Source organism: Oscillibacter sp. MSJ-31 (assembly GCF_018918025.1).
Taxonomy (GTDB): domain Bacteria; phylum Bacillota; class Clostridia; order Oscillospirales; family Oscillospiraceae; genus Hominicoprocola.
This window is the reverse complement of the sequence record NZ_JAHLPT010000010.1, coordinates 45,207-68,941: the sequence shown is the minus strand read 5'-3', so window position 1 is coordinate 68,941 and position 23,735 is coordinate 45,207. Positions and strand designations below refer to the sequence as shown.

The window sequence follows — 23,735 nt, the reverse complement described above, 5'->3', positions numbered from 1 at the left end:
TTTATTCGTTCAACGCTTCGTATCGTTCCCGCAGCGTCATTTGACCGCTGATTGCGTAGCGGTATTTTGCATAGTCCACTTCGCCCTCCCAGTCCGGCTGAACGCCATTGCTGAGGTATTGATAGCCGTTCTGCGCCTGATACGGATTATACAGGAGTTCGCTTGCCATATTAAAATTGGCATCCACCTTGAAATTTGCGCCGCCCCACATCCGGCCCATATAGTCTGCCGGGTCTGGACCGTCCACATCCTCATAAGCTGCTCCGGTATAGCGGTACACGCCGCAGACCGTTTCTGTTTCCATATCACCAATGGAAACCACGATTTCCATGCCATCCTTTTCCGTTGGATTCAAGTCCAGACAGGTGATCTGCACATAGTATGCATCCGGCAGATTCGTCACGGAATACGGTTCACAGCTGAGGCGCTCCCATGCAGAGGTATCTGAAATTGCCCAGCCAACCAGATCCATCCAGTTTCCGTCCTCGGTGCCAACCGTCAGATCTCCGTGAATGTCATCCCCCAATCCGTAGAGTTCGATGGTTTCCTTTTGACCGTCCCCATCCAAATCAAGTGTCATGGTTTGGGTTTGACCGCTGTGCCGCAGATCTCCAATATTGGCAATCAGATAGTCCCCGGTAGAGGCATAGAACAGCAGCGGCTCATCCGGGTAACGGCCCTCTGTAATCTCCGCCTGATGGCTGTGATACCACCACGCAAAGCCGCCTGCGCCCAGCAGCACAGCAATGGCAATCAGCCACGGCAGACACAACTGCAAGGTTCTGGTTTTCAATGCTCGCAGGAGAGCCTTTGCCGTGGCATAGCGGCGTTTCGGGGCGAACTCCGTACACTTGTGCAGAATATGGCGGTAGGGGCGCTTCTCTGCCTGCTTGCCCAAAAGCTGCTTCATGGTAACGCCCACGGCGTAAATATCCGCCCGCGCATCGGTCTGGGCAAAGCCATATTGCTCCGGTGGGGCATAGCCTTTCGTTCCCAGCAGGCGGGTGTCGTTGTCTGCACTGGGCTTTTCCTCACGGGCTGCGTCAAAGTCAATCAGCCGGATATGCCCATCCGGGGCCAGCAGCAAATTGGAGGGCTTGATGTCCCTGTGAAGAATCCCGTGTCCATGCAGGAATACCAGCACCTCGCACAGTTCTTCCATCAATGCAACGACCTGTTTTTCCGGAAGAGTGATCTCCGCCAGACTTGCACCGTCAATGTATTCCTCCAGCAGTACAACATGATCTGGGTGCTGCTCCGCATGAATGATTTTCGGCAGATAGGGGTGGGAAATGGCCTGAAGCTGTGCATAGACAGGATGGGAGCCTTGCAGCTGTTTCCGCACATAGCGAATGCCGGTATCCGGGTCGATCACCAGTGTGACCACGCTCTTTTCCGAGCGGTGCAGTTCCTTGACATCCATCAGCATGATTTTCTCACCTCGCAGGGCCATTGTAACACATTTCGTGACTGCGTGGAGTAATTTTTCTCTTCAAATCATCTTGGCTTTCCGATAGAACGTCGTTTTCGTCATATGCAGCGTCCGCATGGCTTCCGCAGCGGTGATGGCACCGCTCTTCCATTTTGCTATCGTCTGCTCAAACTCCGGCGCTTCGATGGGCTTGCGTCCCTTGTACTTGCCCTGCTCCTTGGCGATGGCGATGCCCTCCCGCTGGCGCTGCAAGATATATTCCCGCTCCAGCTCTGCCACGGCCCCGAATACGGTAAGCATGAATTTTCCTGTCGGCGTGGTGGTGTCGATAGCTTCCTTTTTGCTGACGAACTCCACGCCCTTTGCAGTCAGCCTCTCAACCAGCTCCAGCAGATCGCGGGTGTTGCGGGCAAAGCGGCTGATGGATTCCACGATGACGGTATCGCCCTTGCGGACATACTCCATCATTTTTTGCAGCTCTGGACGGTTGGCATTCTTGCCGCTCATTCGGTCAATATAGACCTCATCCACACCGAGAGAAGCCATCAACACCTCTTGCCGGATGGTGTTCTGTTCTTGTGTGCTGACGCGGATATAGCCGATTTTCAAAATGCGTCACTCCTTTCGCTTGTAAATTGGTGTTTTCCTTGGTATACTACAGTCAGAAAATCTCTTCGATTGGGGGTGTCCTCTGTGAAAACCTATACTCTGGATGAGATCCGAGCGATTGTTTCCAAGCTGGCGGCGCAGTATGGCGCAAAGCGCGTCTATCTGTTTGGCTCCTACGCCCGCGGCGATATGACTGATTCCAGCGACATTGACCTGCGCATTGATAAGGGCAGCATCAAGGGCTTTCAGCTGGCGGGACTGCTCCTTGACTTGGAGGATTCCCTTGGGTGCTCCGTGGACTTGGTGCCGACCACCAGTCTTGACCAACGCTTTTTGGATTCCATCCGGGATGACGAGGTGCTGCTGTATGAAGCCTCTTGACCGAAATATCAGCGTGCTGGAGCATATCGTTTCCTACTGTCAGCAGATTGAGCAGACGGTGGAGCGATTCGGCAACAGCGCCGAGACTTTTCAGAATGACCCCATCTACCGCAACGCTGCCGCCCTCTGCATCCTGCAAATCGGTGAACTGGTGGGCAAGCTGACGGACGAGTTCCGGGCGCAGCACCCTGCCGTTCCTTGGCGGCAGATCAAGGCCATGCGGAACATTGTGGCGCACAGCTACGGCACCGTTGACCCCGAAACCACTTGGGAGATCATCACGGATGACATTCCCGCATTGAAAAAATATTGCGAAACGATCATCGCTTCGCAGCAATAAGTAAAAGTCCCATTAGGGTTCTCTCCGCAGATGGTGCGTACCAAAAGTCGGAAAGTAACTCTAATGGGACTCTTTTTTGTTGTGCTATTAGGGTACACCCTATCGGGACGGATTATCCCGCCTCAGAAAGTTCCGTATTCATCTCGGCTGCATCCATAATCTCCATAAACTGCTGTCCGTATGCTCTCGCTTTGGCAGCGTCTTCGCGGCTGAGTGTATGCACTGCTTCGAAATGGAACTGTGCATAAGGCTTTCCCGCCTTGCTGGTTGCTTTTTCCAAGGTGATTTTTGTAACCACGCTGCTGATTGGTGTCAGTGTGCTGATTAACCGTGTGGTATATTTCAGAAATGTGAGTTTACTTGTCACCGGCACACGCACCAACAAGGGGACAATACTGTTCGGACGCAGCAGAAAGATTATGACCGATTCCTTACAGGCTTTCGCATTGGAATCACCATCCTTAGAGCCATAATCATTAAACGGGCAATGGGCGCAGGACTTACCATCCTGTGAAACGATACTGTCCGGGCTAAAGCATACGGGCGGTGTTCCCTCCACAGGGTCAGGGGTATCCCAATATGCCCTGGGAGTGGTATAGTTCAGGATAATACCAGTCAACTCTTTTTCAGCCTCATCTCCTGAAAGCCCCGGCACAGAGAATACCGTTGAACCACCGGAGGGAGATTTCACAAGGTCAAAGAGCTGAAAAGACAACGGCTGGTTTCTCAGATTTTCCCGGATGATGTCCAGTGCGTCATTGGAAAACGCAAGGTAAGGATTGCTTTCCGATACAGCTGGTGTATTGTGTGCTGTTTCCAATGTTGATTGCAGCGCCTGTGTCTTGCTGTCGAGGCGGCTTCTCAAGCTTGTAGTATCCATATTGTATTTGTGTCCTTTCTTACGCTGATTTACGGACGGAAAATCGTCTGTATGATGTCCTGTTTGTATATTTCCTGTAGAGAGCTGGATGCTCCGCTTTCAGTGTTTTGCTGTCAAGGCGCTCCTGAGCAATGCTCTTCCATGTAACGATATGGTTTTCCAACTTACCAATTTCATTCTCGCCCATCATCTGCTTGAGTAGATTTTCGGCTTGCTGTTTCTGCTGAGTAATATCTTCCAGTCGTTCACACGCATCTTCATACTGGCGGAGTAGTTCAGCCGCCGTATCAGGCAAAACAATCTGAGACTGCGGAGTGCTGTTGGGAAATTGCTCCGAAAGAAATCGCGCCGCAGCATTCGAGCCATCCAAGGGCGGTGGTGTACCATCTTTTACATGATTCCAAAAATCTGCTTCCAATTCAATCAGACTTGCAATCAGGCCCTCATCCCGCGCAACAAAACGCCATCGAAAAGTATTCCCGCCAATTAAAACGGCAATATATGCTCCCTGATACCCTGTGACAGCCATATAATGCTGAATTTGGAGCATATACTCGTCGGGAATTGTATCGTCCCATTCTCCGGCTTTATAGGCAGAAGCGGTTTTCGCTTCAAAGACACAGGTTCCAAAGTCGGGATGTTCGCAGACACCATCAAGATTTGCCAACATGAATGGATGCTCTGCACTTTGAAGGAGCTGCAAGACGCGCTTGACCTCGACTCTCGTTCGCTTAGAGAACTCAGTTCTGACCATTGCTTCAAGCTGTGTCCCCCAATAAGCGGCCTCGCCAGCCTCCTGACAGGGAATCTGATTGGTTTTTTCCATCCACAGTTCTACAGGCGATTTGTATCGGCTGATACCGCATACCACTGAGGCATCCGACCCGCCGATGCCCTGCTTACGGTATTCCAGCCAGTCCGCATAGGGCATATTTTCAGTTGATGTCAGAACAGTTGCTGACATAGTAACCCCATCCTTTCACAAAATAGTAAAAGCGGTGAATACACGGCAATTCGTGTATTCACCGCTTTTGTGATACCAGTTCATTTACGCCGCTGCCAGTACCATTTTATAAGCTTTATCAATCAGAGGATTCCCCTCAACGGTACGCAGGAACAGGTTTTCACGGTAGTTCTCTGTTCTGCGGATGGGGGCTGCGTGTGTGGCAAAATCGCTGACCGCATTGACGAAGCGGTATCCATTCTTCCCTACATGAGCAAGATCGGGAGCGTCCCAATAGCGGGATTTCAGATCTTCCAATAGGCGCATATTATTTTTGCGCTGAGCATCGGTCATATCAGTAGTGACGGGAAAGAACTCCTGCATGAACTCCAAGACCTTTCGATCCGGCAGTTTGATCTGTGACAGCTCATCAATTCCGCGTCCGAGTTCTCCCATATATTGACCTGCAAGGGACAGCGTTTCTTTTGCCTCATAAACACGACTCATAACATTTTCCGTATGCTTGGTTGTCCAGATTCGCTTTGCGGTATTCAAGGCCAGATTTAAGGTATTCTGGCAAACCACCCGAATCGGCGTCATAGCAACCTTGATTCCGGAGCTGCCATCATGGGAGTTCATTACCACCATGTAAGGGGTAATTTCATCGCCCGCGATGATATACTTCTCAGGCATTCTTGCCAACATCCAAGCTTTACGCCCGCCCTGTAAGGCTCCGGCAGTTTCATAAACAACACCCTCGCCCAACAGGTCGTCAGTAAACCGAAAAGCATCCTCATTCTGCACGACCTTGTAACGGTCAGAAACAATACCGAGGGCCGTTTCATCCGTGCTGCGGGTGTTCACCTTGTAACCGAAGATTTTTCTGCCATTCTCCGTATATACATCCTCCTGAGTTACCTGCCAGTTAAGTCCGGCATAAATCAACGCCTCAGAAGAGGTTGGAGCTTCCTTGACCTGTGTACCAAGTCCGTGCCATGGTTTTTCTCTTACATAGAACATCGTTTCAACATTTGCTGACATTTTATAAGCCTCACTTTCATTCTACTTCATCGTCTTTCCAGATTGCATCAATAGCCGCGCATACAGCGGCGGCGATGGCGGCCAGAATAATTCCCAACCAGCCTGTGTTCCGTCCGGGATTGTTTTGTACCATCGTGTCCCTCCTCAAAATTGCTCTGTGACTTCTTTACACAGAATTACGCCAATGATCCTCGACAGAAACCAACAAATCATGCTCATGAAGTAACGAAGCATTCTGTTCACCATCCTTCCGAAAACTATACTTTTTGTGGTCATGATCTTGTTTTTCCATTGATTTGCACCGTGTAAATGCTGTTTTCATGGCAAAACTGAAAAAGAGCCGGAACCCGTAATCACCGAAGATCAATGGGTTCTGGCTCTTTCTCTTACTAATAATACACGTTTGAAAGGTACGAAATAACGCTAAATGGTACAAAAAGGACAACAAGAAGATAAGGCTGACGCCTAATTTCATTCAGGAGGTTTTTACCATGACAAGATACGATGACCGCTACGATGCTTTTGGCTATGAATGCGAGGACTATGACGGTACGATAGAACTCAACGACTACCTGACGCCCAAAGAAGTGATGGAACTTCTGGCGATTGGAAAGAACACCTTTTACAAGATGGTGCAGACAAGGCAACTGCCAGCCTTCCGGGTTGGTAAGCAGTGGAGGGTGAAGCGGGCAGATATAGAACCATGGGCAGATGGGCGGATGGACAGATAAAACTTGAAAAATCAGGGGAAATCATGCTGATACAGCTGATTCCCCCCTGATTTCCCGCTATTTTTTTATTTGTTTCCGCCCATTTGCCCATCTGCCCACAGGCTTAGCTTTTTTGATTTGAAGCAGTATTTTTTCTCCTTGTTCTACTGTGCATTACCATAAAAGGCAGATGAAAACCGTTTTTATCATATTTCACCAAATCCTGTGCGATACAAGGGTAATCGCAATCATATACATGAAAAGGACTGCTACTGAAACGGAGAGCATATACAAGAGCTTTAAAAGTATCAATATTGGGCGGAATATCCCCCTCTATCTGATATTGTGAAGGAATATCAAGGCTGCACTCATATATTGGGCTCGTATATAATGACTTCTTATTTGGAGTTCTTATATTTAATGGTTTTTGTTTCGACTCGTCTTTTTGCTGCAACGCTTTGCATGATATGGTTGCACGATTAATCAATGAGTTAAATGTTCTTGTCATAAGGTCAATAGAATCCTCACGATTTGTTAAGTCAATTAATGCCGCTATGATTGGAGGATCAACATAAGTACCCTTTTCAAAGGCGTTCGCATCATTTTCAAATCTAGCATAAATGGATAATGCTGTCGCAGATGCGCAAGTATGAGCATCAAAAAGTTTCCACGACAATTTAAAGTCTATATTTTTCGAATCCTCTTCTGAAGCTTCGAGGCAAGCGGTTGCTATGATTGAGTAAATAAAGATTTTGTATATTTGTATGAGATGAAGTCGAGGAGATAGCTCTGAGGATATTGACGAGAAAAGATAGCGAATAAATGTACAGCGATCTGCTATATCTTTGGCGGCAATCTTCCCTACCCTGTCACATTTGTATAATTCAGGAAGAAAATCTTCGTATGAAAACATTTTGAGAGAACTACTGACATCACGACTATAAGTAGCTGGTGTTTTTTGTTTGCTGTCTGCTGGCTTCGATAGAATGTCTGAGACATCCGCCCGAATACGCTGTGTACCAAATAAATTAAAATAGTAAGCTGTTAAAAGATATGGCAAAATCCTTAAAATGTAAGCATTTTTGCCTGATTCAGTTAAAGTCGATAGTATTTTACTGACTGGTGCATGAGTGTCCCTACTGTTAAATTTAGGAAAAATATAACTATTTTTTTCACAAGTCAATTCATATTGATTTTTGCCAAAGTCTGAATTTATTCCTGCTAAGAGAACAGCATCGTCTATTTTATACTTCTTAGAGGTGCGTGCTACTTTCCTATATGTTTTTTCGGAAAATGGCTCTGATAATTTTTGTTGAAGCTTTTCAAAAACAGCGTCACAGTCAGTAATTATTTTTTCAATATACGGGTCGGATGGCGGAACTTTCTTTTCCCTACCGCAACCCCGGAGATTCATATTTTGCCTAATTTCATTCAATGCATTTTGCAAAGCATTATCTATTTCGAAATTGCACATTCTAAATTGCTTCCTCCTTGTTTTAATCACTTCTTAGCGTAGCGTAAATACAGTTGCGTTAACGGCTGGTGTGACCTTTGTACGGACTTATGATATGGTAATTACAGGTCAAATCTTTGATCCGTAGTGCGGAACCACTTGCATAGTGGTTTGCGCATTGCATTCTATTGCCGAAATGGCAGGAGGTAATTGCTATGTCTATAATGACAACGAGAGAAGCTTTTGAGCGCACTTATAGGAGCCTTGAAAAAGGCAAGAAGGGCGTCGTAGCCGTGTGTCGCTTGGAAGATGGTACGCTGTATTTTTGCGCCCCTAATCTTCATCGAAAGATTGAGCTTCTCGAAATCCATTGGGATGACCAAGTGTTCACTGAGAATAGTTTTCAGGGCCTTCTGGCAATGAAAAGCAACTCCGAGAAGGCAGACCATTGGGCGAGCTTTTTGACGTTATCTGCTGAGAATTCAACAGATGATAGACCGCGATTGGAAAAATCGACGCTCATTGATCCTTGTGAATTCACATGTGTTATCGTGATGAAAAACGAGGAACAGTTGGATCGTGGCGATGAGGATACTTCGAAGTGGCTGACATATCGGATGTACCTTCATGGCACAGAAGGTGTGGCCACTTTGGTTCAAGATGATGGAACCGCTCGGCTGGCATTTCTTGAGATGTCCGTTGCACGAAGAAAAGTTAACTCTGTTACACAACAGGAAAATGCGGAAGTGGAGGAAAGTCTATGTTAATGGAAGATCATATCACGTGTGTATCAACACCGGCTAAGCAACCAATTTATAACTTTGAGGCTGCTTTGAAGCAACTAAGACTTGGACAATTTAAAGCGAGTAACACGCCCAGTGTTGGCCGTGGGGTCAAGCTCTCTAAAGGGCCTTGCCCTGTGGACAAATCAGTCATGAAGCTGTATTTCAGTAGAAGAAATAGGGTCAACAATGATTTGAAAGTTCCAGATATCTCTGCTGGCCTTGGCAATCGTGAGGAATCTAAGAACATTGCTGCCTTAGAGAAGTATGTTGTGTCAGCAGAGCATTGGCTGAACGACCATGGCACACTTTGCCTATACTCCACTCCATATTGGCGCAGGTTAGAGGGTGAAGATAACGCAGTTCGAGAGATTCGAACGATACTTTCCCCTCACGCTGACATCAGTAATAGTTTGACAGCATACGATTATGCCAAGATTTATCGCGGATTGAAGTCTAATCCAGAAGTCCCCGTATTGGGAGATTGGGCACCAAACCCCCATATGATTAACTGCATGGACGGTACGCTAAACCTCTTGACCGGTGAGGTCCATCCTCCTTGCCCAGAGGATTACTTTTTCTATGCGTTTGACCTGTCTTGTAGTCAGGTTCTGAATCCGCCAATGTGTGGTGACTACTTTGAGACATTTGTACATCAAATCAGCGGCGGCAACCCAAATGTAAGACGCCAACTGTTGGAGATGCTTGCAATTGCAATGACAGGCATACAGCTAAAGTACTTTTATGTGATGCTGGGGCCAAGCAATTCGGGCAAGAGTCAATGGGGGCGTTTTGTGCAGGAACTTCTAGGACATGAAAATGTACAATCCGTCCAGTCTGTGGCTGATTTCGGTTCGAGATTTACTACCGCTGATCTATATAAAAAATTATTGGCTAGTTGTCTTGACTTGCCGAATAGTGTGCTACCTGAAGGGGCTATCGGCGTTCTGAAGACATTTTGTGGATGTGATTCGGTAAAGGGTGAGCCGAAGAATAAGAAGAGTTTTACCTATTACCAAAAGCCGCTGGTCATGTTAGCTGGGAACCATCCCGTTAAAGTGCCGCACGCGGATCGTGAAGATGCGCTGTTAACCCGCATGATTGTGGTTCCCTTTGCTGATCCTGAACTTGACGAAAGTGAAAGGGTTCTTGATCTGTACCAAATTTTTTTGGGCGAGGCCCCCTACATCGTTCACGAAGCAATGCAGGCTTTTCAGGACTTAGCGAATCGAAACTGGGCGCCCACAAGGGTTCCTGTTCCTGAAGCATACGCAACGCAGGAGGGTAACCAGACACTTCTGGCGGTCAAGTCGTTTGCTAAAGACTGCATTTCGTATGCTGCGAATGCACAGGTGTCTACCGAAGAACTGTATGATGCGTACAGAGAATACGCTTTTGATGAAGGGTTTCGCGAATTGAATAAGACGGCCTTTGGCAGAGTCTTATCCTCGGTTTTGAATCAAGCAGTGCCGGAAGCTGCTCCCGTCAAGCGGGTTCGTGGGAGTGAATCGCGAGGATACGCCAATATTGCACTCGCTTGAACACGGAATAGCCTCTCTTGTACTGCCGAATCTTCCGAAGTTGAAGACGTGCCTTATTAGTATGTATATCAGAAATTAGCAGAATCCCTTTTATCCACGATTACAATACAGGAGGTACATTTTATGACTTATGCTCGTTTTGAAGATATGCCGCTGGTTCTCAGTGTAGAGGACATTGCCGACACACTGATGATTGGCCGGAATAAAGCCTATGACTTGGTTAAGTCAGGGCAAGTAAAAGCACTGCGGCTGGGGAATCACTACCGTATTCCGCGCGATGCGTTCCTCAAGTTTCTGAAGGGCGAATCCGTATCCGCTTGAATTATCGGGTGGGCAGCCATCTATCTGAATGGCGGCCCACCCTTATTATATACGAAGCATGATAGGAAAGGAAGAAAAAATATGTCAGTCCGAAAACGCGGGAACCGCTATCAAGTGGTCTATCGCTGCTCTGGGGAATCTTCTCCCCGCACAGAAACCTTCAAATCCGAAGATGAAGCCATGATACGTGATATGCAAATCAAGCTGGCAAAGAAGAATGGCTCCTTTGAACCGCCTGTCAAGCTCGCAAAGGGCGTTGTACAGCACAAGAAGGATATTACTGTTGATGAGTTTCTCGATGAGTACATACAGGTCTATGGCCTCAAGAAGTGGGGAAATTCCTACTACTCAGCCTGTATTGGACTCCTGAAAAATTATGTCAGGCCCTACCTTGGTGCTCGTTATGTCCGCTCAATCACGACAAAGGACATAGACGCATACTACACAATGCTGCTGAATGAGCCTGCTGTTGTAGTGTCCGGGCATCTGGATACTGGAGCCAAGGTGAGCGCTTACACGGTGTCAAGAATCCACAAGGTACTGAAATCCGCGTTCGGAAAGGCTGTGGTCTGGGAGTACACAGCGGTCAACCCGACACTTGGCGCAACGCTGCCGGATCAAAAGTCCGTAAAGCGTGATGCGTGGTCGGACGAGGAAGCAATACAGGCGCTTAACGCCTGCGAGAACCCTGTGCTTCAGACGGCTATGTACTTGGCACTTGGATGCTCCATGCGGTTAGGAGAAATCCTTGGTCTGCAATGGGGGCAGGTTCACATGGAAGATGATCTTGTCAGCTCTGGTGAAGCCTACTTGAAAATTGACCGTGAACTGCGTAGATGCAGCAACGATAGCATCGAAGCGTTGGAACAGGTTCAGCGCAGCACAGTGATGTTTAAGTTTCCGGTGGTCATGCCGAAAAAATGCACCACAACACTCGTGCTGAAAGCCCCTAAGACGGAAAGCAGTAATCGTACAGTATATCTGCCTATGGCCGTTGTCCATGAACTGCAACGGGTTCAGAAGCGTCAGGAAGAGTATAAAGCGCTTCTGGGCGATGAGTACAGGGACTATGGATTGGTCATTGCGCAGCTTAATGGACGCCCGTATGAGCAGAGAGTGATCGACAAGATGTTTCATAAGCTGATTCAGAAGACTGGGCTTCGTCCTGTTGTCTTTCACAGCCTGCGCCACAGCAGTACTTCCCTGAAGCTGAAACTGAGCAGGGGCAACATCAAGGCAGTTCAAGGCGATACAGGACACGCTGAGGCCAAAATGGTAACAGATACTTATGCCCACGGTTTTGATGCAGACCGGAAGCTGATTGCCCAAGAGATGGACACAGGATTCTTTTCCAAAGTCGGTGAACATTCTCAGGCAGAGATCAGCAGTGATATGCTTGAGCAGCTGCGGGAGATGCTTCAACAGCATCCGGAATTGCTTTCTGAATTACTCAAAGGGCAAGAAGATACCGCAGCAAAGAGCGATTATAGAGAATAATTGTTGCCATTTGTAGGCATACCGTTCTTCCAAGCCTCAAATACGCTTGCATTTTGTTGGCAAAACATACATCGTCGTGTAAATATATTCGTTTTGAGATGAACGGCAGCACAGCCTAACGCAGCCCGCAAAGCGCAAAAAAAGAAAGCCTTGGAACGTAGTATTTCCAAGGCTTTTGGCACCCACGAGAGGATTCGAACCTCCGACCTATCGCTTAGGAGGCGATCGCTACTATCCAGCTGAGCTACGTGGGCTTATACGCAATATTCAATTTTCATACGCTCCTAAGCGGAGGAACAATCTTCCGCTTAGGAGGCGGACGCTCTATCCAGCTGAGCTACAGGCGCGGGTACAGATTGCATTGTACCGCATCCGGGCGGCTCTGTCAACGGCAGGAGCGTGCAAAAAAAGTGAAAAATTCCGCGAAATACCTTGCAATCGGAAAAACAACAGCATATACTATTTAGGTTATTGCGGTACTTCCATTTCAGATACACCTGCCGCCGGCAGGAAGGAGAGACAGACTATGCAGAACAACAAGCTACGCAACGTCGCCATTATCGCGCACGTCGACCACGGCAAGACCACGCTCGTCGACGAGATGCTCAAGCAGGGCGGCGTCTACCGTGAAAATCAGGAGGTCGTGGACCGCGTGATGGACTCCAACGACCTTGAGCGTGAGCGCGGCATTACCATCCTTGCGAAGAACACCGCCATCCACTATGGCGATACCAAGATCAACATCGTCGACACGCCGGGCCACGCCGACTTCGGCGGCGAGGTGGAGCGTATCCTCAAGATGGTCAACGGCGTCATCCTGCTCGTGGACGCCGCTGAGGGCCCCATGCCGCAGACGCGCTTCGTGCTTTCCCGCGCGCTGGAGCTGGGCCACCGCGTGATCGTGGTCGTCAACAAGATCGACCGGCCCGACCAGCGCATCCACGAGGTCGTGGACGAGGTGCTCGAGCTGCTGCTCGACCTTGACGCCACGCCCGAGCAGCTTGACAGCCCCATGCTCTTCTGCTCCGGTCGAAACGGTACGGCGAGCTATTCGCCCGATGAGCCCGGCACCGATCTCAAGCCGCTCTTCGATACCATCCTCAACTACATTCCCGCGCCCGAGGCGGACGTTGACCAGCCCTTCCAGATGCTCGTCTCCGCTATCGACTACAACGAGTTCGTCGGCCGCATGGCCATCGGACGCATCGAGCGCGGCACGCTCAAGCAGAATCAGGAGATCATGGTCTGCAACTACCACAATCCCGACGCCGCGCCGAAGAAGGCGAAGGCCGTCTCCCTCTATGAGTTCGACGGTCTGGGCAAGAAGCCCGTTACCGAGTCCACCGCGGGCAACATCATCTGCCTGTCCGGCATCGGCGACATCACCATCGGCGACACCATCTGCGCGCCCGAGTGCGTGGAGGCGCTGCCCTTTGTGAAGATCTCCGCGCCGACGATGGAGATGACCTTCTCCATCAATGATTCCCCCTTCGCGGGCCGCGACGGCAAGTTCGTCACCTCCCGCCAGCTGCGCGAGCGCCTGTTCCGCGAAACGCTCAAGGATGTTTCTCTGCGCGTGACCGAGATCGAGGGCGCGATGGACGCCTTCAACGTCGCGGGCCGCGGCGAAATGTCGCTGTCCATCCTCATCGAGACCATGCGCCGCGAGGGCTATGAGTTCCAGGTCTCGCCCCCGCGCGTGCTGTACCAGACCATCGACGGCAAGAAGTGCGAGCCCATCGAGCGGCTGGTCGTGGACGTGCCCGCCGAGAGCGTCGGCGCAGTCATCGAGAAGATCGGCTCCCGCAAGGGCGACATGGTCGAGATGACGCCGGTCGGCGCCCGCATGAAGGTCGAATTCCTCGTCCCCGCGCGCGGCCTGTTCGGCTACCGCAACGAGTTCCTTACCGACACCAAGGGCGAGGGCATTATGGCGAGCGTGTTCGACTCCTACGCGCCCTACAAGGGCGATCTGGCGCGCCGAAACACCGGCTCCCTCGTCGCCTTTGAGACCGGCGAGAGCATCACCTACGGCCTCTTCAACGCGCAGGAGCGCGGCCAGCTGTTCATCGGCGCGGGCGTGCCGGTGTACGAGGGCATGGTCGTGGGCGTCAGCCCCAAGCAGGAGGACATCACCGTCAACGTCTGCAAGAAAAAGCAGCTGACCAATATGCGCGCCTCCGGCTCGGACGACGCGCTGCGTCTGGTCCCGCCCAAGCAGATGAGCCTGGAGCAGTGCCTCGAATTCCTCGCCGACGACGAGCTGCTGGAGGTCACGCCGCACGCGCTGCGCATCCGCAAGACCATCCTCAACCACGAAAAGCGCATGAAGGCCACCCACGGCGGCAAGAAGTAAATGGAAAAGAACAGGGAACGGCTTGCGCCGTTCCCTGTTTGCAAAAGGATGACTTCAGGCAGAAAATCGGGGCTTGCTACTACCGGTAGCGGAAGTTCCAGCCATAGTTGATAGTGTGCAACGCCCAAATCCCGTAGAATTTCCCCATAAGGAGGAACGAGAAATGCTGTCAGAAACGATCTATCGGCTCAGACGAAGGGCGGGACTTTCCCAAGAGCAGCTTGCGGAAACCATCGGCGTTTCCAGACAGGCGATCTCTAAGTGGGAAAGCGGAACATCCACGCCGGAGCTGGATAAGCTGTTGACGCTCAGCGAATGCTTCCACGTTACGCTGGATGAGCTGACCGGCGGAACACCGTGCGAAGCGGATACCGGATCGGTGCGGCGGACAAAGACGGACGGTTTCCGGCAGACAACGCAGAAGGTCGGCATTGGCTTATGTGTGCTTGGCGCGGTCCTTCTGCTGGCGGTGGGTGCGGTCATGCTGGCTGTACCGGATGCCGCGGATCGGCTGAACGAGTCCTCTGCGGTCACGCTCAACGGCTCGGGGCTGTTGCTGGTGCTTTGCGTCCTTTTCATGGCGGCAGGTCTGGTGCTGATCCTCCGGAAAAAGTAAAAGGAGAAACTGCTATGAAAACATGGAGCATCGTATTTGCCGCGCTTGCCGTGCTGCTCTCCGACGTGATGTGCGCCGTGGTGGCGTACCTTTATCGGGATATGCTCTGCGGCATTGCGCACGACTGCTACAGCGCACCGGCCGGCGTTGCCTTTTTGTACGCGATCCCGTTCGCGGCGGGGATCATTATATGCGCGGCGCTGGCCTGTGTGCTCAAGAAAAAAGCATAAAAGAAAGACTCCGCCCGCCGGACGGAGTCTTTCTTTCCGTTATCTGATCCCGAACAGCCGCCTGCCGTTTTCGGCGGTCAGGCGGATCAGCTCGTCTGTGTCCAGACCCCGCAGCGCCGCGAGCTTTTCCGCGATATAGCGGACGCTGCGCGAGTCGTTGCGCGTGCCGCGCACGGGGACGGGGGCCATATAGGGGCTGTCCGTTTCCAGCAGCATCCGGTCGAGCGGGCACTCGAGCGCGACCTCGACCGTTTTGCGGGCGTTTTTGTAGGTCACGGGGCCGTCAAAGCCGAGATACCAGCCGCGCTTTAAGAGCTCGCGCGCCATCTCGACGCTGCCGGAAAAGCAGTGGAACACACCGCGCACAGCGGGAAATTCCTGCACGATGGCAAGACTGTCGGCGTGCGCCTCGCGGTCGTGCACGATGACGGGGAGGTCCAGCTCCTGCGCCAGCGCAAGCTGATCGCGCAGCACCCTCTGCTGAAGCTCTCGCGGCGGGTTCTGCTCCCAGTAGTAGTCCAGCCCGATCTCGCCGATGGCAACGACCTTCGGCTCCCGCGCCCACGCGCGGAGCGTGTCCAGACTGCCCTCCGTGTAGGGCGCGCAGTTCTCGGGATGACAGCCGACGGCGGCGTAGACGTGCGGATAGGTCCGCGCCAGCTCCACCGCGCGGCGGGAGGACTCCAAATCACAGCCGGGGTCGAGGATCAGTCCCACGCCGTGTTCGGGCATGGAGGCGAGCAGCGTCTCGCGGTCGGCATCAAACGCCTCGTCGTCGTAGTGCGCGTGGGTGTCAAAAATCAAGCTCATAGGATGTCCTTTCTTTTTGTTAGAGGGGATGATCCTCAGCAAAAGGGCAGTTTTAAAAACGGTGTACAGCCTTGCTGCGGAAAAGCCTTTTGCCGGCTCCGTGACCGCATGGCAGCAGCGGCTGAGCGGAACAAGAAGTACATCAAATCGACTGAGGGAAAATAGCTTCATACGGCTGCTGAAATAAAGCTTCGTATTGGCAGTTCGTGGGGTCGAGGGGAAAGCGCCGAAGCGCCGCCGGTGGCGGAAAAAGCGAGGCGGTTTCGAGGAAGCGGCGCAATTGGCGCGCCCAAAGAGGCGCGGGAATTGCTTTGCCGCGACGGTGAAGAAGCCCCTCGTTGTCTCTGGGGTTCTAAAGGGGCTATCTCTTCAACTAAGAGATAGCCCCTTTGCTTCTATTTCAGCACAGCTTTGCGCCGGCGGGGATCTTATCGTCCACCATAATGAGGTTCAGGACCTCCTGCCCCTTCTCGGTGTGGGTGGCGGAGAGCAGCATACCGCAGCTCTCGAGCCCCATCATCTTGCGCGGCGGCAGGTTGACGATGGCGACCAGCGTCTTGCCGACGAGCTGCTCCGGCTCGTACCACTTGTGGATGCCGGAGAGGATCTGGCGGTCGGTGCCGGTGCCGTCGTCGAGCGTGAAGCGCAGCAGCTTATCGCTCTTCTTCACAGCTTCGCAGGCCTTGACCTTGACGGCGCGGAAGTCGGATCTGCAGAAGGTGTCGAAATCGACCTTCTCCTCCGTCAGAGGCTCGATCTCCAGCGCGGGGAGCGCGGCCTTCTTCTGCGCCTCCTGAATGGCCTCCAGCTCGGCGAGCGCCTTTTCCATGTCGATGCGCGGGAAGATGGCCTCGCCCTTGTGGACGGTGACGCTCGCGCTCAGGCGGCCCCATTCGGCGGCGCTGTCCCAATCGCGGCAGTCTGTCGCCGCGCCGATCTGCGCGAAGATCTTCTCGCAGGAGGCGGGAATGAACGGCGTGAGCAGGATGGTGCAGATGCGGATGGTCTCGAGGAGGTTGTACATCACGCTGGCAAGGCGCGCGCGGTTGGCCTCGTCCTTGGCGAGCACCCACGGCGCGGTCTCGTCGATATACTTGTTCGCGCGCTGAATGACCTTGAAGATGGTCTCCAGACCGTTCTGGAACTGGAATTTCTCCATCTCGGCCTCGTACTTGCCGCGCAGGGCGGAGACCGCCGCGATGAGATCGGCGTCGAACTCGCCCTCGGCGCGCTCGACGGGCAGCGTACCGCCGAAATACTTCTCGACCATGGCGGTCGTGCGGGAGACGAGGTTTCCGAGGTCGTTGGCAAGATCGACGTTGATGGTGTTGATGAGCAGCTCGTTGCTGAAATTGCCGTCGGAGCCGAACGGGAAGGTACGCAGCAGGAAGAAGCGCAGCGCGTCGACGCCGAAGCGCTCGGCAAGCACATAGGGATCGACGACATTGCCCTTGGATTTGCTCATCTTGCCGCCGTCCATGACGAGCCAGCCGTGGCCGTAGACGTGCTTGGGCAGCGGCATACCCATGCTCATGAGCATCGCGGGCCAGATGATGGAGTGGAAGCGGACGATCTCCTTGCCGACAAAGTGGACGTCGGCGGGCCAGAACTTATCGTAATCGTCGTACTTTTCGTTCATGAAGCCGAGAGCGGTGCAGTAGTTGAACAGCGCATCGACCCAGACATAGACGACGTGACCGGGGTCGAAGTCCACCGGCACGCCCCAGGTGAAGCTCGTGCGGGAAACGCACAGATCCTCAAGGCCGGGCTTGATGAAGTTGTTCACCATCTCGTTCACGCGGCTGGCGGGCTGGAGGAAATCCGTGTCCTCGAGCAGGTGCTGCACGCGGTCGGCGTACTTGCTCAGCTTGAAGAAGTAGGCCTCCTCCTCGGCGTCCTCCACCTCACGCCCGCAGTCGGGGCACTTGCCGTCCACGAGCTGGCTCTCGGTCCAGAAGCTCTCGCAGGGCTTGCAGTATTTGCCGACGTACTTGCCCTTGTAGATGTCGCCGTTGTCGTGCATCTTCCTGAAGATCTTCTGGATGGCCTCGACGTGGTAATCGTCGGTGGTGCGGATGAAGCGGTCGTTGGAGATGTTCATCAGCTTCCACAGATCGAGGATGCCCTTCTCGCCGCAGACGATGTTGTCCACGAACTGCTGCGGGGTCACGCCCGCGGCCTTGGCCTTGTCCTCGATCTTCTGACCGTGCTCGTCCGTTCCGGTCAGGAACATCACGTCGTAGCCGGTCAGGCGCTTGTAGCGCGCCATCGCGTCGGTCGCCACCGTGCAGTAGGTGTGGCCGATGTGCAGCTTGTCCGACGGGTAGTAAATGGGCGTGGTGATATAGAATCGTTTCTGTTCCATGGGTATCTTCCTCTTTTCCTGCCCGCGCCGAATGAAAGCGGGGCATAAATTCTCTTTAGTTTAGCACATTTGAGGACATTTTTGCAAGAGGTACGGCGTTATTTGCGCGGGCTCCGCGCAAATAACGCCGTTTTTTTGAGGTATTCTTACGCGATGGCGCGCTTTTCCAGCGCGCGCAGCAGCGGTACGCCGAGCAGGAAGCACACGGCGGCCTCGCCGATGCCGACCGTCAGCGCGTTGTAGGCGAACAGCCCCGCGAACGCGGCGGAGAAGCCCGTGCTTTCCCACGCGAGCATCGCGCCGACGATTACGGCGTTGCAGACGACCGGCGGCACGGCGGCGGTCCATGCGCTGCGGCAGCGGCCCGACCACACGGCGGCGAGCAGCGTGGCGAGCGTGCCGACGACCAGATCGAGCAGGCCGTAGGGACTGAGCAGGTTGGTGATCAGGCAGCCCACGGCAAGACCGGGGATCGCCGCCTTGCGGTCGCGGCAGGGCAGCACGCACAGAGCCTCGCTCAGGCGGAACTGGATCGCGGGAAAGGCGAGGCCGAAGAAATTGGAGATCCACGCGAGCGCCGCGTAGGCGGCGGCAATGACGGCGGCGCGGGCGAGATCGCGGGTAGAGTATTGCAGCTCCATAGGGGTATCCTTTCTTGGAAATGTAAACAGACGCAGGGGAAAGACGGTCAGGCGGCCCCGCAGGACCGCCTGACGCTGCCTTAAAATTCGGGGGAGGTCCTGCCGGAGGTCAGGTACTCGTAGTATTGCGCTTCGGTCGCCGCCATGTAGGTCATGACCCACAGCGTGCCGACGCCAAGGCACAGCGAGCCGACAATGCCCCAGCCGATAAAGCTCAGATCGAGCACGAACTTCTCCCACTTGTGACCGGTCATCAGGCGCTGGCTCTCGTCCAGACATTCCCTCCAGCCGTATTCGGGGTGGTCGGCCTTGACGTAGTAGACCATGGAGTAGGCGTAGGCCTTGACGATGCCGGGGATGAAAAGCAGCAGGCTCCACAGGAAGATAAAGAGCCCGGAGAGCAGACTGATGAGCAGCATGCCGCCGAAATCGTCCCGAAAGCCGCGGAACAGATCGTTGAGGTCAATGCCTCGGCCCTCGCGCGCCTGCGCGAGGAAGGCATATTTCTGCGCGTAGAGCATCGGGCCGGTGACGACGAGCGCGCCGACGCCGGGGAGAATGCTGCCGGCGGCGCCGACGATGGCGGAGACCACCAGACAGAACACCACGCCCATGAGCCATTGATCCTTGAAGATGCCGCCGCCGAGCCGGGCGCGGGCGGCTGCCTTCCATTCGCTTCTTGTCATGCGAATCTTCTCCTTATCACACAATATTTCGCTTACAGCAGGTCGGGCAGATGGCGCACGACCTCGGCGCAGCGCGGGCACAGCCCCTCGGCGTTGGGCGTGAGGGAGTGCTTCCAGCAGCGCGGGCACTTCGTGCCGGCGGCGTTTTCGACCTTGACGGCAAGCTCGCCGCCGACGGTCAGCTCGACCTTGGAGACAATGAACAGGTCGGCGAGCGCCGCGGGGTTCTCGTCCGCGAGGAACACATCGCCCTCCGGCACGGTCAGATGCACGTCGGCCTCCAGGCTCTTGCCGATGACCTTCGCCGCGCGGGCCTCCTCGAGCGCGCCGTTGACGGCGGTGCGGACCTCGATGATGTGCTCCCAGCGCGCCATGGTCTCGGCGTCGAGCGCGTAGGCGGTGAAGGGCTTGTTCATGTCGTTGAGCACCACGTTGCGCGCGTCGTCCTCGGCGGTGTGCGGCATGGCGAGCCAGATCTCATCGCAGGTGAAGGCGAGGATGGGCGCGAAGAGCTTGGCAAGGGTCGAGAGCGTGAGGTAGAGCGCGGTCTGGGCACTGCGGCGCTCGGCGGAGTCCGCCGCCTCGCAGTACAGGCGGTCCTTCACAATATCGAGGTAGAAGCTCGAAAGCGTGGTGACGCAGAAATCGTTGACCGCGTGGGTGATGATGTGGAACTCGTAGTCGTTGTAGGACTGCTCGACCTTTTCGATCAGCTCGTTGAGCTTGGTGATGAGCCAGCGGTCGAGCACCGGCATATCCTCGGCCTTGGTGAGGTGCGCGGGGTCAAAGTCCACCAGGTTATCGAGCATGAACTTGCAGGTGTTGCGGAACTTGAGATAGTTCTGGCTGAGCTGCTGGAAGATGGCCTTGGAGCAGCGCACATCCGCGTGATAGTCGGCGCTCGCCGCCCACAGACGCAGAATGTCCGCACCGTTCTCGTTGAAAATGTCGGCGGGATCGACGCCGTTGCCGAGGCTCTTGTGCATCGCGCGGCCCTCGCCGTCCACGGTCCAGCCGTGGGTGACGCACTCCTTGAAGGGAGCGCCCTCGCCGAACGCGCCCACGGCAGTCAGCAGGGAGGACTGGAACCAGCCGCGGTACTGGTCGAGGCCCTCGAGGTACATCGTGGCGGGCCAGAAGCCCTGATCCTTCTTCATCGCGGCGAAGTGCGTGGAGCCGGAGTCGAACCAGCCGTCGAGCGTGTCCTCCTCCTTGGTGAAGCCGGTGCTCTTGCCGCAGTGCGGGCAGGCGAAGCCCTTGGGCAGAATGTCGGCGGCGTCCATCTCGAACCAGGCGTTGGAGCCTTTTTCGGCAAAGAGGGCGGAAACGGCCTCGATGGTCTCGTCGGTGCAGACAGGCTTGCCGCAGTCGGCGCAGTAGAACACGGGAATGGGCAGACCCCAGCGGCGCTGACGGCTGATGCACCAGTCGGCGCGCTCACGGATCATGCTCTTCATGCGGTCGATGCCCCAGCCCGGGACCCAGCGCACGTCGTCGCACGCGGCGCAGGCCTCGTCCTTAAAGGAATCGACGGAGCAGAACCACTGCGGGGTGGCGCGGAAGATGATGGGCTTCTTGCAGCGCCAGCAATGCGGATAGCTATGCACGATCTCCTCGGAAGCGAAGAGGGAGCCGGCCTCCTTCATATCGTTGAGGATGACGGGGTTGGACTCCTCCACGAGCATTCCCTCATACTTGCCGGCATAGTCGGTGTGGCGGCCCTGATCGTTGACGGGCACGACCATATCCATGCCGTAGCGGCGGCAGGTCTGATAGTCGTCCGCGCCGAAGCCGGGGGCGGTGTGGACGCAGCCCGTACCGGAATCCATCGTAACATAATCGGCGAGGACCAGACGGCTGGTCTTGGGCAGGAACGGATGCTGCGCGAGCATATTCTCATAGAAGTTGCCGGGGTGGGTCTCGACGACGGTGTAGTGCTCGACCTTGCCAACGGCCATGACCTTCTCGACGAGCGCCTCGGCGACGATGTACATTTCGCCGTTGTCGTCGTTGCGGACGATGGCGTAGCTCTCGTCGGGATGCAGCGCGATGGCGAGGTTGCCGGGCAGCGTCCAGATCGTGGTCGTCCAAATGACGAAGCTGAGCTTGCTCTTGTCGAGATGGCCGAGCTTGCTGAGGTCGTCGTGCATCGGGAACTTGACGTACACGGTCGTGCAGGGGTCGTCCTGATATTCGATCTCCGCCTCGGCCAGCGCCGTCTCATCGTGATAGCACCAGTACACGGGCTTGAGGCCCTTGTAGATGTAGCCCTTCTTGTACATTGCGCCGAAGACCTTGACCTCCTCGGCTTCGAAGCCGGGATCCATGGTCTTGTAGGGGTGCTCCCAGTCGCCGAGCACGCCGATGCGCTTGAAGCCCTCCATCTGGATGCCGATGTACTTGTCGGCATACTGGTGGCAGGCGGTGCGGAAGTCTGCAACGCTCATGGCCTTGCGGTTGAGCTTCTGCTCCTTGATGATGGCGCTCTCAATGGGCATACCGTGGTTGTCCCAGCCGGGGATATAGGGCGTGTAGTAGCCGCGCATCGCGTAGGAGCGGGTGATGAAGTCCTTGAGGGACTTGTTGAGCGCGTGGCCCATGTGCAGTCCGCCGTTGGAGAACGGAGGGCCGTCGTGCAGAGCGAAGCGGGGCTTGCCCTCGTTCTTCTTGAGCATCACGTTGTAGAGGTCCATTTCCTCCCAATGCTTGAGCATCTCAGGCTCGCGCTTGGGAAGCCCCGCGCGCATCGGGAAGCCGGACTTCGGCATATTCAGCGTCGCTTTGTAATCCATGTCGTGTCTCCTTTATGTGAATTTTTCTGTTTGCTGCAAAATAAAAATGCTCTGTCTCCCGGACGAAAGAGACAAAGCATAACCATACTCTGCGGTACCACTCTTCTTGCCGCCGTTCCGGCAGCCGCTCAAATGCCGCGATGTAACGGTCGCACCCGGGCTGTCCTACTGCGGCTTCAGACGCCTGCTCCGAGGTGATATTCGCTCTCCGCGCCCCGCTGCCTCGCACCGACCGGCAGCTCTCTTTGCGGGCGGACGGGGAGCTACTTGTCCTCATCTGCACAATTCCACATATTACGGTCATTCTACCCGCATTCTTTCGCTTTGTCAAGGCTGAAAATGCTTGCGGAAGCGGCAAAAATAGGCTATACTATCGGCAAAAAATACGCGAAAGCGACAAATTCCGGAGGTTGCGCCATGATCCACGATATCGAGCCGAAGCATTTATACAACGAATGGAAGCCGAACGCCGTGCCGAAAAGGTCGAGCGCCGTCGTGCAGTTCTGCGGGAGAAACCTCCTCTGCCGCATCGACGACAACGGACTCAAGCTCCCGAGCCGCGCCATGTTTCCCGACGGCGACGAGAGGTTCACCTATCTTTTTGAGCTGGACGGCAGGGAATACTACCTCCTGCGCGACGAAACGCCGCGCGAGCCGGACGGCTGGACCTACCGCGACATCAATATTTTCCGCACCGAGCAGCCGAAGGAGATCGCCTTCGCCGCGGTCAGCGCGTGGCACCTGTGCTGCTGGTACCGCGACACGAGGTTCTGCGGCCGCTGCGGCACGCCGCTCGAGCACGATGTCAACGAGCGCATGATGCACTGCCCCAGGTGCGGCAATATGATCTTCCCGCGCATCAACCCCTCGGTCATCGTGGCGGTGACGCACGGCGACTACCTGCTGCTCACGCAGTACGCGAACCGCCCCGGCGCGACGCGCACGGCGCTCATCGCGGGCTTTACCGAGTTCGGCGAGACCGCCGAGCAGACCGTCCGCCGTGAGGTGATGGAGGAGGTCGGCCTCAAGGTCAAAAACCTGCGCTACTATAAGTCTCAGCCGTGGGGCATCTCCGGCGGCGGGCTGCTGCTCGGCTACTGGTGCGAGCTGGACGGCGACGAGACCATCCATCTCGACAACTTCGAGCTGGCGGACGGCGCGTGGGTCAGCCGCGAGGAGCTGCGCCGCGACTACCGTGACAACGGCGTCGCCCTCACGAGCGAGATGATCGCCCGCTTTGCCGCGGGGCGAGAGTACGAGCCGGTGTCGGAATAAGATGAAAAAGCGCGGAGCAGAAGGCTCCGCGCTT

General features: G+C 54.6%; 22 protein-coding genes, 1 tRNA gene and 1 other annotated feature. Of the genes, 11 read left to right on the top strand and 12 right to left on the bottom strand.

Annotation, left to right across the window (positions count from 1 at the left end; translation table 11 throughout):
- Position 1 precedes the first annotated feature (1 nt).
- Positions 2-1,429 (bottom strand): serine/threonine-protein kinase, encoded by a 1,428-nt coding sequence (locus KQI17_RS08485; protein WP_216495746.1) that lies wholly within the window; start codon positions 1,427-1,429, stop codon positions 2-4.
- Positions 1,430-1,492: 63 nt separating this feature from the next.
- Positions 1,493-2,041: a recombinase family protein gene (locus KQI17_RS08480; RefSeq protein WP_216495745.1), complete on the bottom strand. Its 549-nt coding sequence runs from the start codon at positions 2,039-2,041 to the stop codon at positions 1,493-1,495.
- Positions 2,042-2,125: 84 nt separating this feature from the next.
- On the opposite strand from KQI17_RS08480, the gene KQI17_RS08475 reads away from it, so the two are divergent.
- Both KQI17_RS08475 and KQI17_RS08470 read left to right on the top strand, forming a co-directional pair.
- Positions 2,126-2,422, top strand: a complete 297-nt coding sequence (locus KQI17_RS08475) for a nucleotidyltransferase domain-containing protein (protein WP_216495744.1) — start codon at positions 2,126-2,128, stop codon at positions 2,420-2,422.
- Entirely contained in the window at positions 2,409-2,762 is a 354-nt protein-coding gene (locus KQI17_RS08470) for a DUF86 domain-containing protein (protein WP_216495743.1), read from the top strand. Before KQI17_RS08475 ends, KQI17_RS08470 begins: the two co-directional genes overlap by 14 nt.
- Before the next feature lie 112 nt (positions 2,763-2,874).
- Here KQI17_RS08470 and KQI17_RS08465 read toward each other — a convergent pair whose 3' ends face one another.
- From KQI17_RS08465 to KQI17_RS08455, 3 genes are all read right to left on the bottom strand, one after another.
- Positions 2,875-3,642 (bottom strand): hypothetical protein, encoded by a 768-nt coding sequence (locus KQI17_RS08465; protein ID WP_216495742.1) that lies wholly within the window; start codon positions 3,640-3,642, stop codon positions 2,875-2,877.
- A gap of 19 nt (positions 3,643-3,661) precedes the next feature.
- Positions 3,662-4,606, bottom strand: coding sequence for a YqaJ viral recombinase family protein (locus KQI17_RS08460; RefSeq protein ID WP_216495741.1), 945 nt, complete (start codon positions 4,604-4,606; stop codon positions 3,662-3,664).
- 84 nt (positions 4,607-4,690) lie between these two features.
- The gene (locus KQI17_RS08455) at positions 4,691-5,626 is read right to left on the bottom strand and encodes a DUF932 domain-containing protein (RefSeq protein ID WP_216495740.1); all 936 of its coding nucleotides are present in this window, start codon (positions 5,624-5,626) and stop codon (positions 4,691-4,693) included.
- A gap of 491 nt (positions 5,627-6,117) precedes the next feature.
- On the opposite strand from KQI17_RS08455, the gene KQI17_RS08450 reads away from it, so the two are divergent.
- The gene (locus KQI17_RS08450) at positions 6,118-6,357 is read left to right on the top strand and encodes a helix-turn-helix domain-containing protein (RefSeq protein WP_216495739.1); all 240 of its coding nucleotides are present in this window, start codon (positions 6,118-6,120) and stop codon (positions 6,355-6,357) included.
- A gap of 103 nt (positions 6,358-6,460) precedes the next feature.
- On the opposite strand, the gene KQI17_RS08445 is transcribed toward KQI17_RS08450, so the two are convergent.
- Entirely contained in the window at positions 6,461-7,810 is a 1,350-nt protein-coding gene (locus KQI17_RS08445; protein WP_216495738.1) for a hypothetical protein, read from the bottom strand.
- Positions 7,811-8,004: 194 nt separating this feature from the next.
- On the opposite strand from KQI17_RS08445, the gene KQI17_RS08440 reads away from it, so the two are divergent.
- From KQI17_RS08440 to KQI17_RS08425, 4 genes are all read left to right on the top strand, one after another.
- Positions 8,005-8,556: a hypothetical protein gene (locus KQI17_RS08440; protein WP_216495737.1), complete on the top strand. Its 552-nt coding sequence runs from the start codon at positions 8,005-8,007 to the stop codon at positions 8,554-8,556.
- Positions 8,550-10,112 (top strand): DUF5906 domain-containing protein, encoded by a 1,563-nt coding sequence (locus tag KQI17_RS08435; RefSeq protein WP_216495736.1) that lies wholly within the window; start codon positions 8,550-8,552, stop codon positions 10,110-10,112. The genes KQI17_RS08440 and KQI17_RS08435 overlap by 7 nt, the downstream gene beginning before the upstream one ends.
- Positions 10,113-10,235: 123 nt before the next feature.
- Entirely contained in the window at positions 10,236-10,433 is a 198-nt protein-coding gene (locus KQI17_RS08430) for a helix-turn-helix domain-containing protein (protein ID WP_216495735.1), read from the top strand.
- Between the two features lie 81 nt (positions 10,434-10,514).
- Complete coding sequence (locus KQI17_RS08425) at positions 10,515-11,930, top strand: site-specific integrase (protein WP_216495734.1); 1,416 nt, start codon at positions 10,515-10,517, stop codon at positions 11,928-11,930.
- Positions 11,931-12,106: 176 nt separating this feature from the next.
- Here KQI17_RS08425 and KQI17_RS08420 read toward each other — a convergent pair.
- Positions 12,107-12,184, bottom strand: a tRNA-Arg gene (locus KQI17_RS08420).
- Between the two features lie 272 nt (positions 12,185-12,456).
- Here KQI17_RS08420 and typA point away from each other — a divergent pair.
- The 3 genes from typA to KQI17_RS08405 all read left to right on the top strand — a co-directional run bounded on the left by typA (position 12,457) and on the right by KQI17_RS08405 (position 15,132).
- Positions 12,457-14,286, top strand: a complete 1,830-nt coding sequence (gene typA / locus KQI17_RS08415) for a translational GTPase TypA (protein WP_216495733.1) — start codon at positions 12,457-12,459, stop codon at positions 14,284-14,286.
- 163 nt (positions 14,287-14,449) lie between these two features.
- The gene (locus tag KQI17_RS08410; RefSeq protein WP_216495732.1) at positions 14,450-14,902 is read left to right on the top strand and encodes a helix-turn-helix transcriptional regulator; all 453 of its coding nucleotides are present in this window, start codon (positions 14,450-14,452) and stop codon (positions 14,900-14,902) included.
- Positions 14,903-14,916: 14 nt separating this feature from the next.
- Positions 14,917-15,132 (top strand): hypothetical protein, encoded by a 216-nt coding sequence (locus tag KQI17_RS08405; protein ID WP_216495731.1) that lies wholly within the window; start codon positions 14,917-14,919, stop codon positions 15,130-15,132.
- A 39-nt stretch (positions 15,133-15,171) separates the two neighbouring features.
- Here KQI17_RS08405 and KQI17_RS08400 read toward each other — a convergent pair whose 3' ends face one another.
- From KQI17_RS08400 to ileS, 5 genes are all read right to left on the bottom strand, one after another.
- The gene (locus tag KQI17_RS08400; RefSeq protein WP_216495730.1) at positions 15,172-15,942 is read right to left on the bottom strand and encodes a TatD family hydrolase; all 771 of its coding nucleotides are present in this window, start codon (positions 15,940-15,942) and stop codon (positions 15,172-15,174) included.
- Between the two features lie 400 nt (positions 15,943-16,342).
- Positions 16,343-18,307 carry a methionine--tRNA ligase gene (metG, locus tag KQI17_RS08395; RefSeq protein WP_216495729.1) on the bottom strand — a complete coding sequence of 655 codons (1,965 nt, stop codon included), beginning with the start codon at positions 18,305-18,307 and terminating at the stop codon, positions 16,343-16,345.
- A gap of 146 nt (positions 18,308-18,453) precedes the next feature.
- Positions 18,454-18,948, bottom strand: a complete 495-nt coding sequence (locus KQI17_RS08390; protein WP_216495728.1) for a QueT transporter family protein — start codon at positions 18,946-18,948, stop codon at positions 18,454-18,456.
- An 80-nt stretch (positions 18,949-19,028) separates the two neighbouring features.
- Positions 19,029-19,634, bottom strand: coding sequence for a DUF975 family protein (locus tag KQI17_RS08385; RefSeq protein ID WP_216495727.1), 606 nt, complete (start codon positions 19,632-19,634; stop codon positions 19,029-19,031).
- 32 nt (positions 19,635-19,666) lie between these two features.
- Positions 19,667-22,426, bottom strand: coding sequence for an isoleucine--tRNA ligase (ileS, locus tag KQI17_RS08380; RefSeq protein WP_216495726.1), 2,760 nt, complete (start codon positions 22,424-22,426; stop codon positions 19,667-19,669).
- 64 nt (positions 22,427-22,490) lie between these two features.
- Positions 22,491-22,715, bottom strand: a binding site (T-box leader).
- Between the two features lie 128 nt (positions 22,716-22,843).
- On the opposite strand from ileS, the gene nudC reads away from it, so the two are divergent.
- Complete coding sequence (gene nudC / locus KQI17_RS08375; protein ID WP_216495725.1) at positions 22,844-23,701, top strand: NAD(+) diphosphatase; 858 nt, start codon at positions 22,844-22,846, stop codon at positions 23,699-23,701.
- Positions 23,702-23,735: the final 34 nt, after the last annotated feature.

Excerpts from the sequence above, each read along its gene's own strand:
- typA (WP_216495733.1), top strand. The coding sequence starts at position 12,457 with ATGCAGAACAACAAGCTACGCAACGTCGCCATTATCGCGCACGTCGAC.
- KQI17_RS08400 (WP_216495730.1), bottom strand. The coding sequence starts at position 15,942 with ATGAGCTTGATTTTTGACACCCACGCGCACTACGACGACGAGGCGTTT.
- KQI17_RS08465 (WP_216495742.1), bottom strand. The coding sequence starts at position 3,642 with ATGGATACTACAAGCTTGAGAAGCCGCCTCGACAGCAAGACACAGGCG.
- KQI17_RS08470 (WP_216495743.1), top strand. The coding sequence starts at position 2,409 with ATGAAGCCTCTTGACCGAAATATCAGCGTGCTGGAGCATATCGTTTCC.
- KQI17_RS08485 (WP_216495746.1), bottom strand. The coding sequence starts at position 1,429 with ATGCTGATGGATGTCAAGGAACTGCACCGCTCGGAAAAGAGCGTGGTC.
- KQI17_RS08385 (WP_216495727.1), bottom strand. The coding sequence starts at position 19,634 with ATGACAAGAAGCGAATGGAAGGCAGCCGCCCGCGCCCGGCTCGGCGGC.
- KQI17_RS08455 (WP_216495740.1), bottom strand. The coding sequence starts at position 5,626 with ATGTCAGCAAATGTTGAAACGATGTTCTATGTAAGAGAAAAACCATGG.
- metG (WP_216495729.1), bottom strand. The coding sequence starts at position 18,307 with ATGGAACAGAAACGATTCTATATCACCACGCCCATTTACTACCCGTCG.
- KQI17_RS08435 (WP_216495736.1), top strand. The coding sequence starts at position 8,550 with ATGTTAATGGAAGATCATATCACGTGTGTATCAACACCGGCTAAGCAA.
- KQI17_RS08445 (WP_216495738.1), bottom strand. The coding sequence starts at position 7,810 with ATGTGCAATTTCGAAATAGATAATGCTTTGCAAAATGCATTGAATGAA.
- KQI17_RS08460 (WP_216495741.1), bottom strand. The coding sequence starts at position 4,606 with ATGTCAGCAACTGTTCTGACATCAACTGAAAATATGCCCTATGCGGAC.
- KQI17_RS08405 (WP_216495731.1), top strand. The coding sequence starts at position 14,917 with ATGAAAACATGGAGCATCGTATTTGCCGCGCTTGCCGTGCTGCTCTCC.
- KQI17_RS08425 (WP_216495734.1), top strand. The coding sequence starts at position 10,515 with ATGTCAGTCCGAAAACGCGGGAACCGCTATCAAGTGGTCTATCGCTGC.
- KQI17_RS08450 (WP_216495739.1), top strand. The coding sequence starts at position 6,118 with ATGACAAGATACGATGACCGCTACGATGCTTTTGGCTATGAATGCGAG.
- KQI17_RS08390 (WP_216495728.1), bottom strand. The coding sequence starts at position 18,948 with ATGGAGCTGCAATACTCTACCCGCGATCTCGCCCGCGCCGCCGTCATT.
- KQI17_RS08410 (WP_216495732.1), top strand. The coding sequence starts at position 14,450 with ATGCTGTCAGAAACGATCTATCGGCTCAGACGAAGGGCGGGACTTTCC.
- nudC (WP_216495725.1), top strand. The coding sequence starts at position 22,844 with ATGATCCACGATATCGAGCCGAAGCATTTATACAACGAATGGAAGCCG.
- KQI17_RS08430 (WP_216495735.1), top strand. The coding sequence starts at position 10,236 with ATGACTTATGCTCGTTTTGAAGATATGCCGCTGGTTCTCAGTGTAGAG.
- KQI17_RS08440 (WP_216495737.1), top strand. The coding sequence starts at position 8,005 with ATGTCTATAATGACAACGAGAGAAGCTTTTGAGCGCACTTATAGGAGC.
- ileS (WP_216495726.1), bottom strand. The coding sequence starts at position 22,426 with ATGGATTACAAAGCGACGCTGAATATGCCGAAGTCCGGCTTCCCGATG.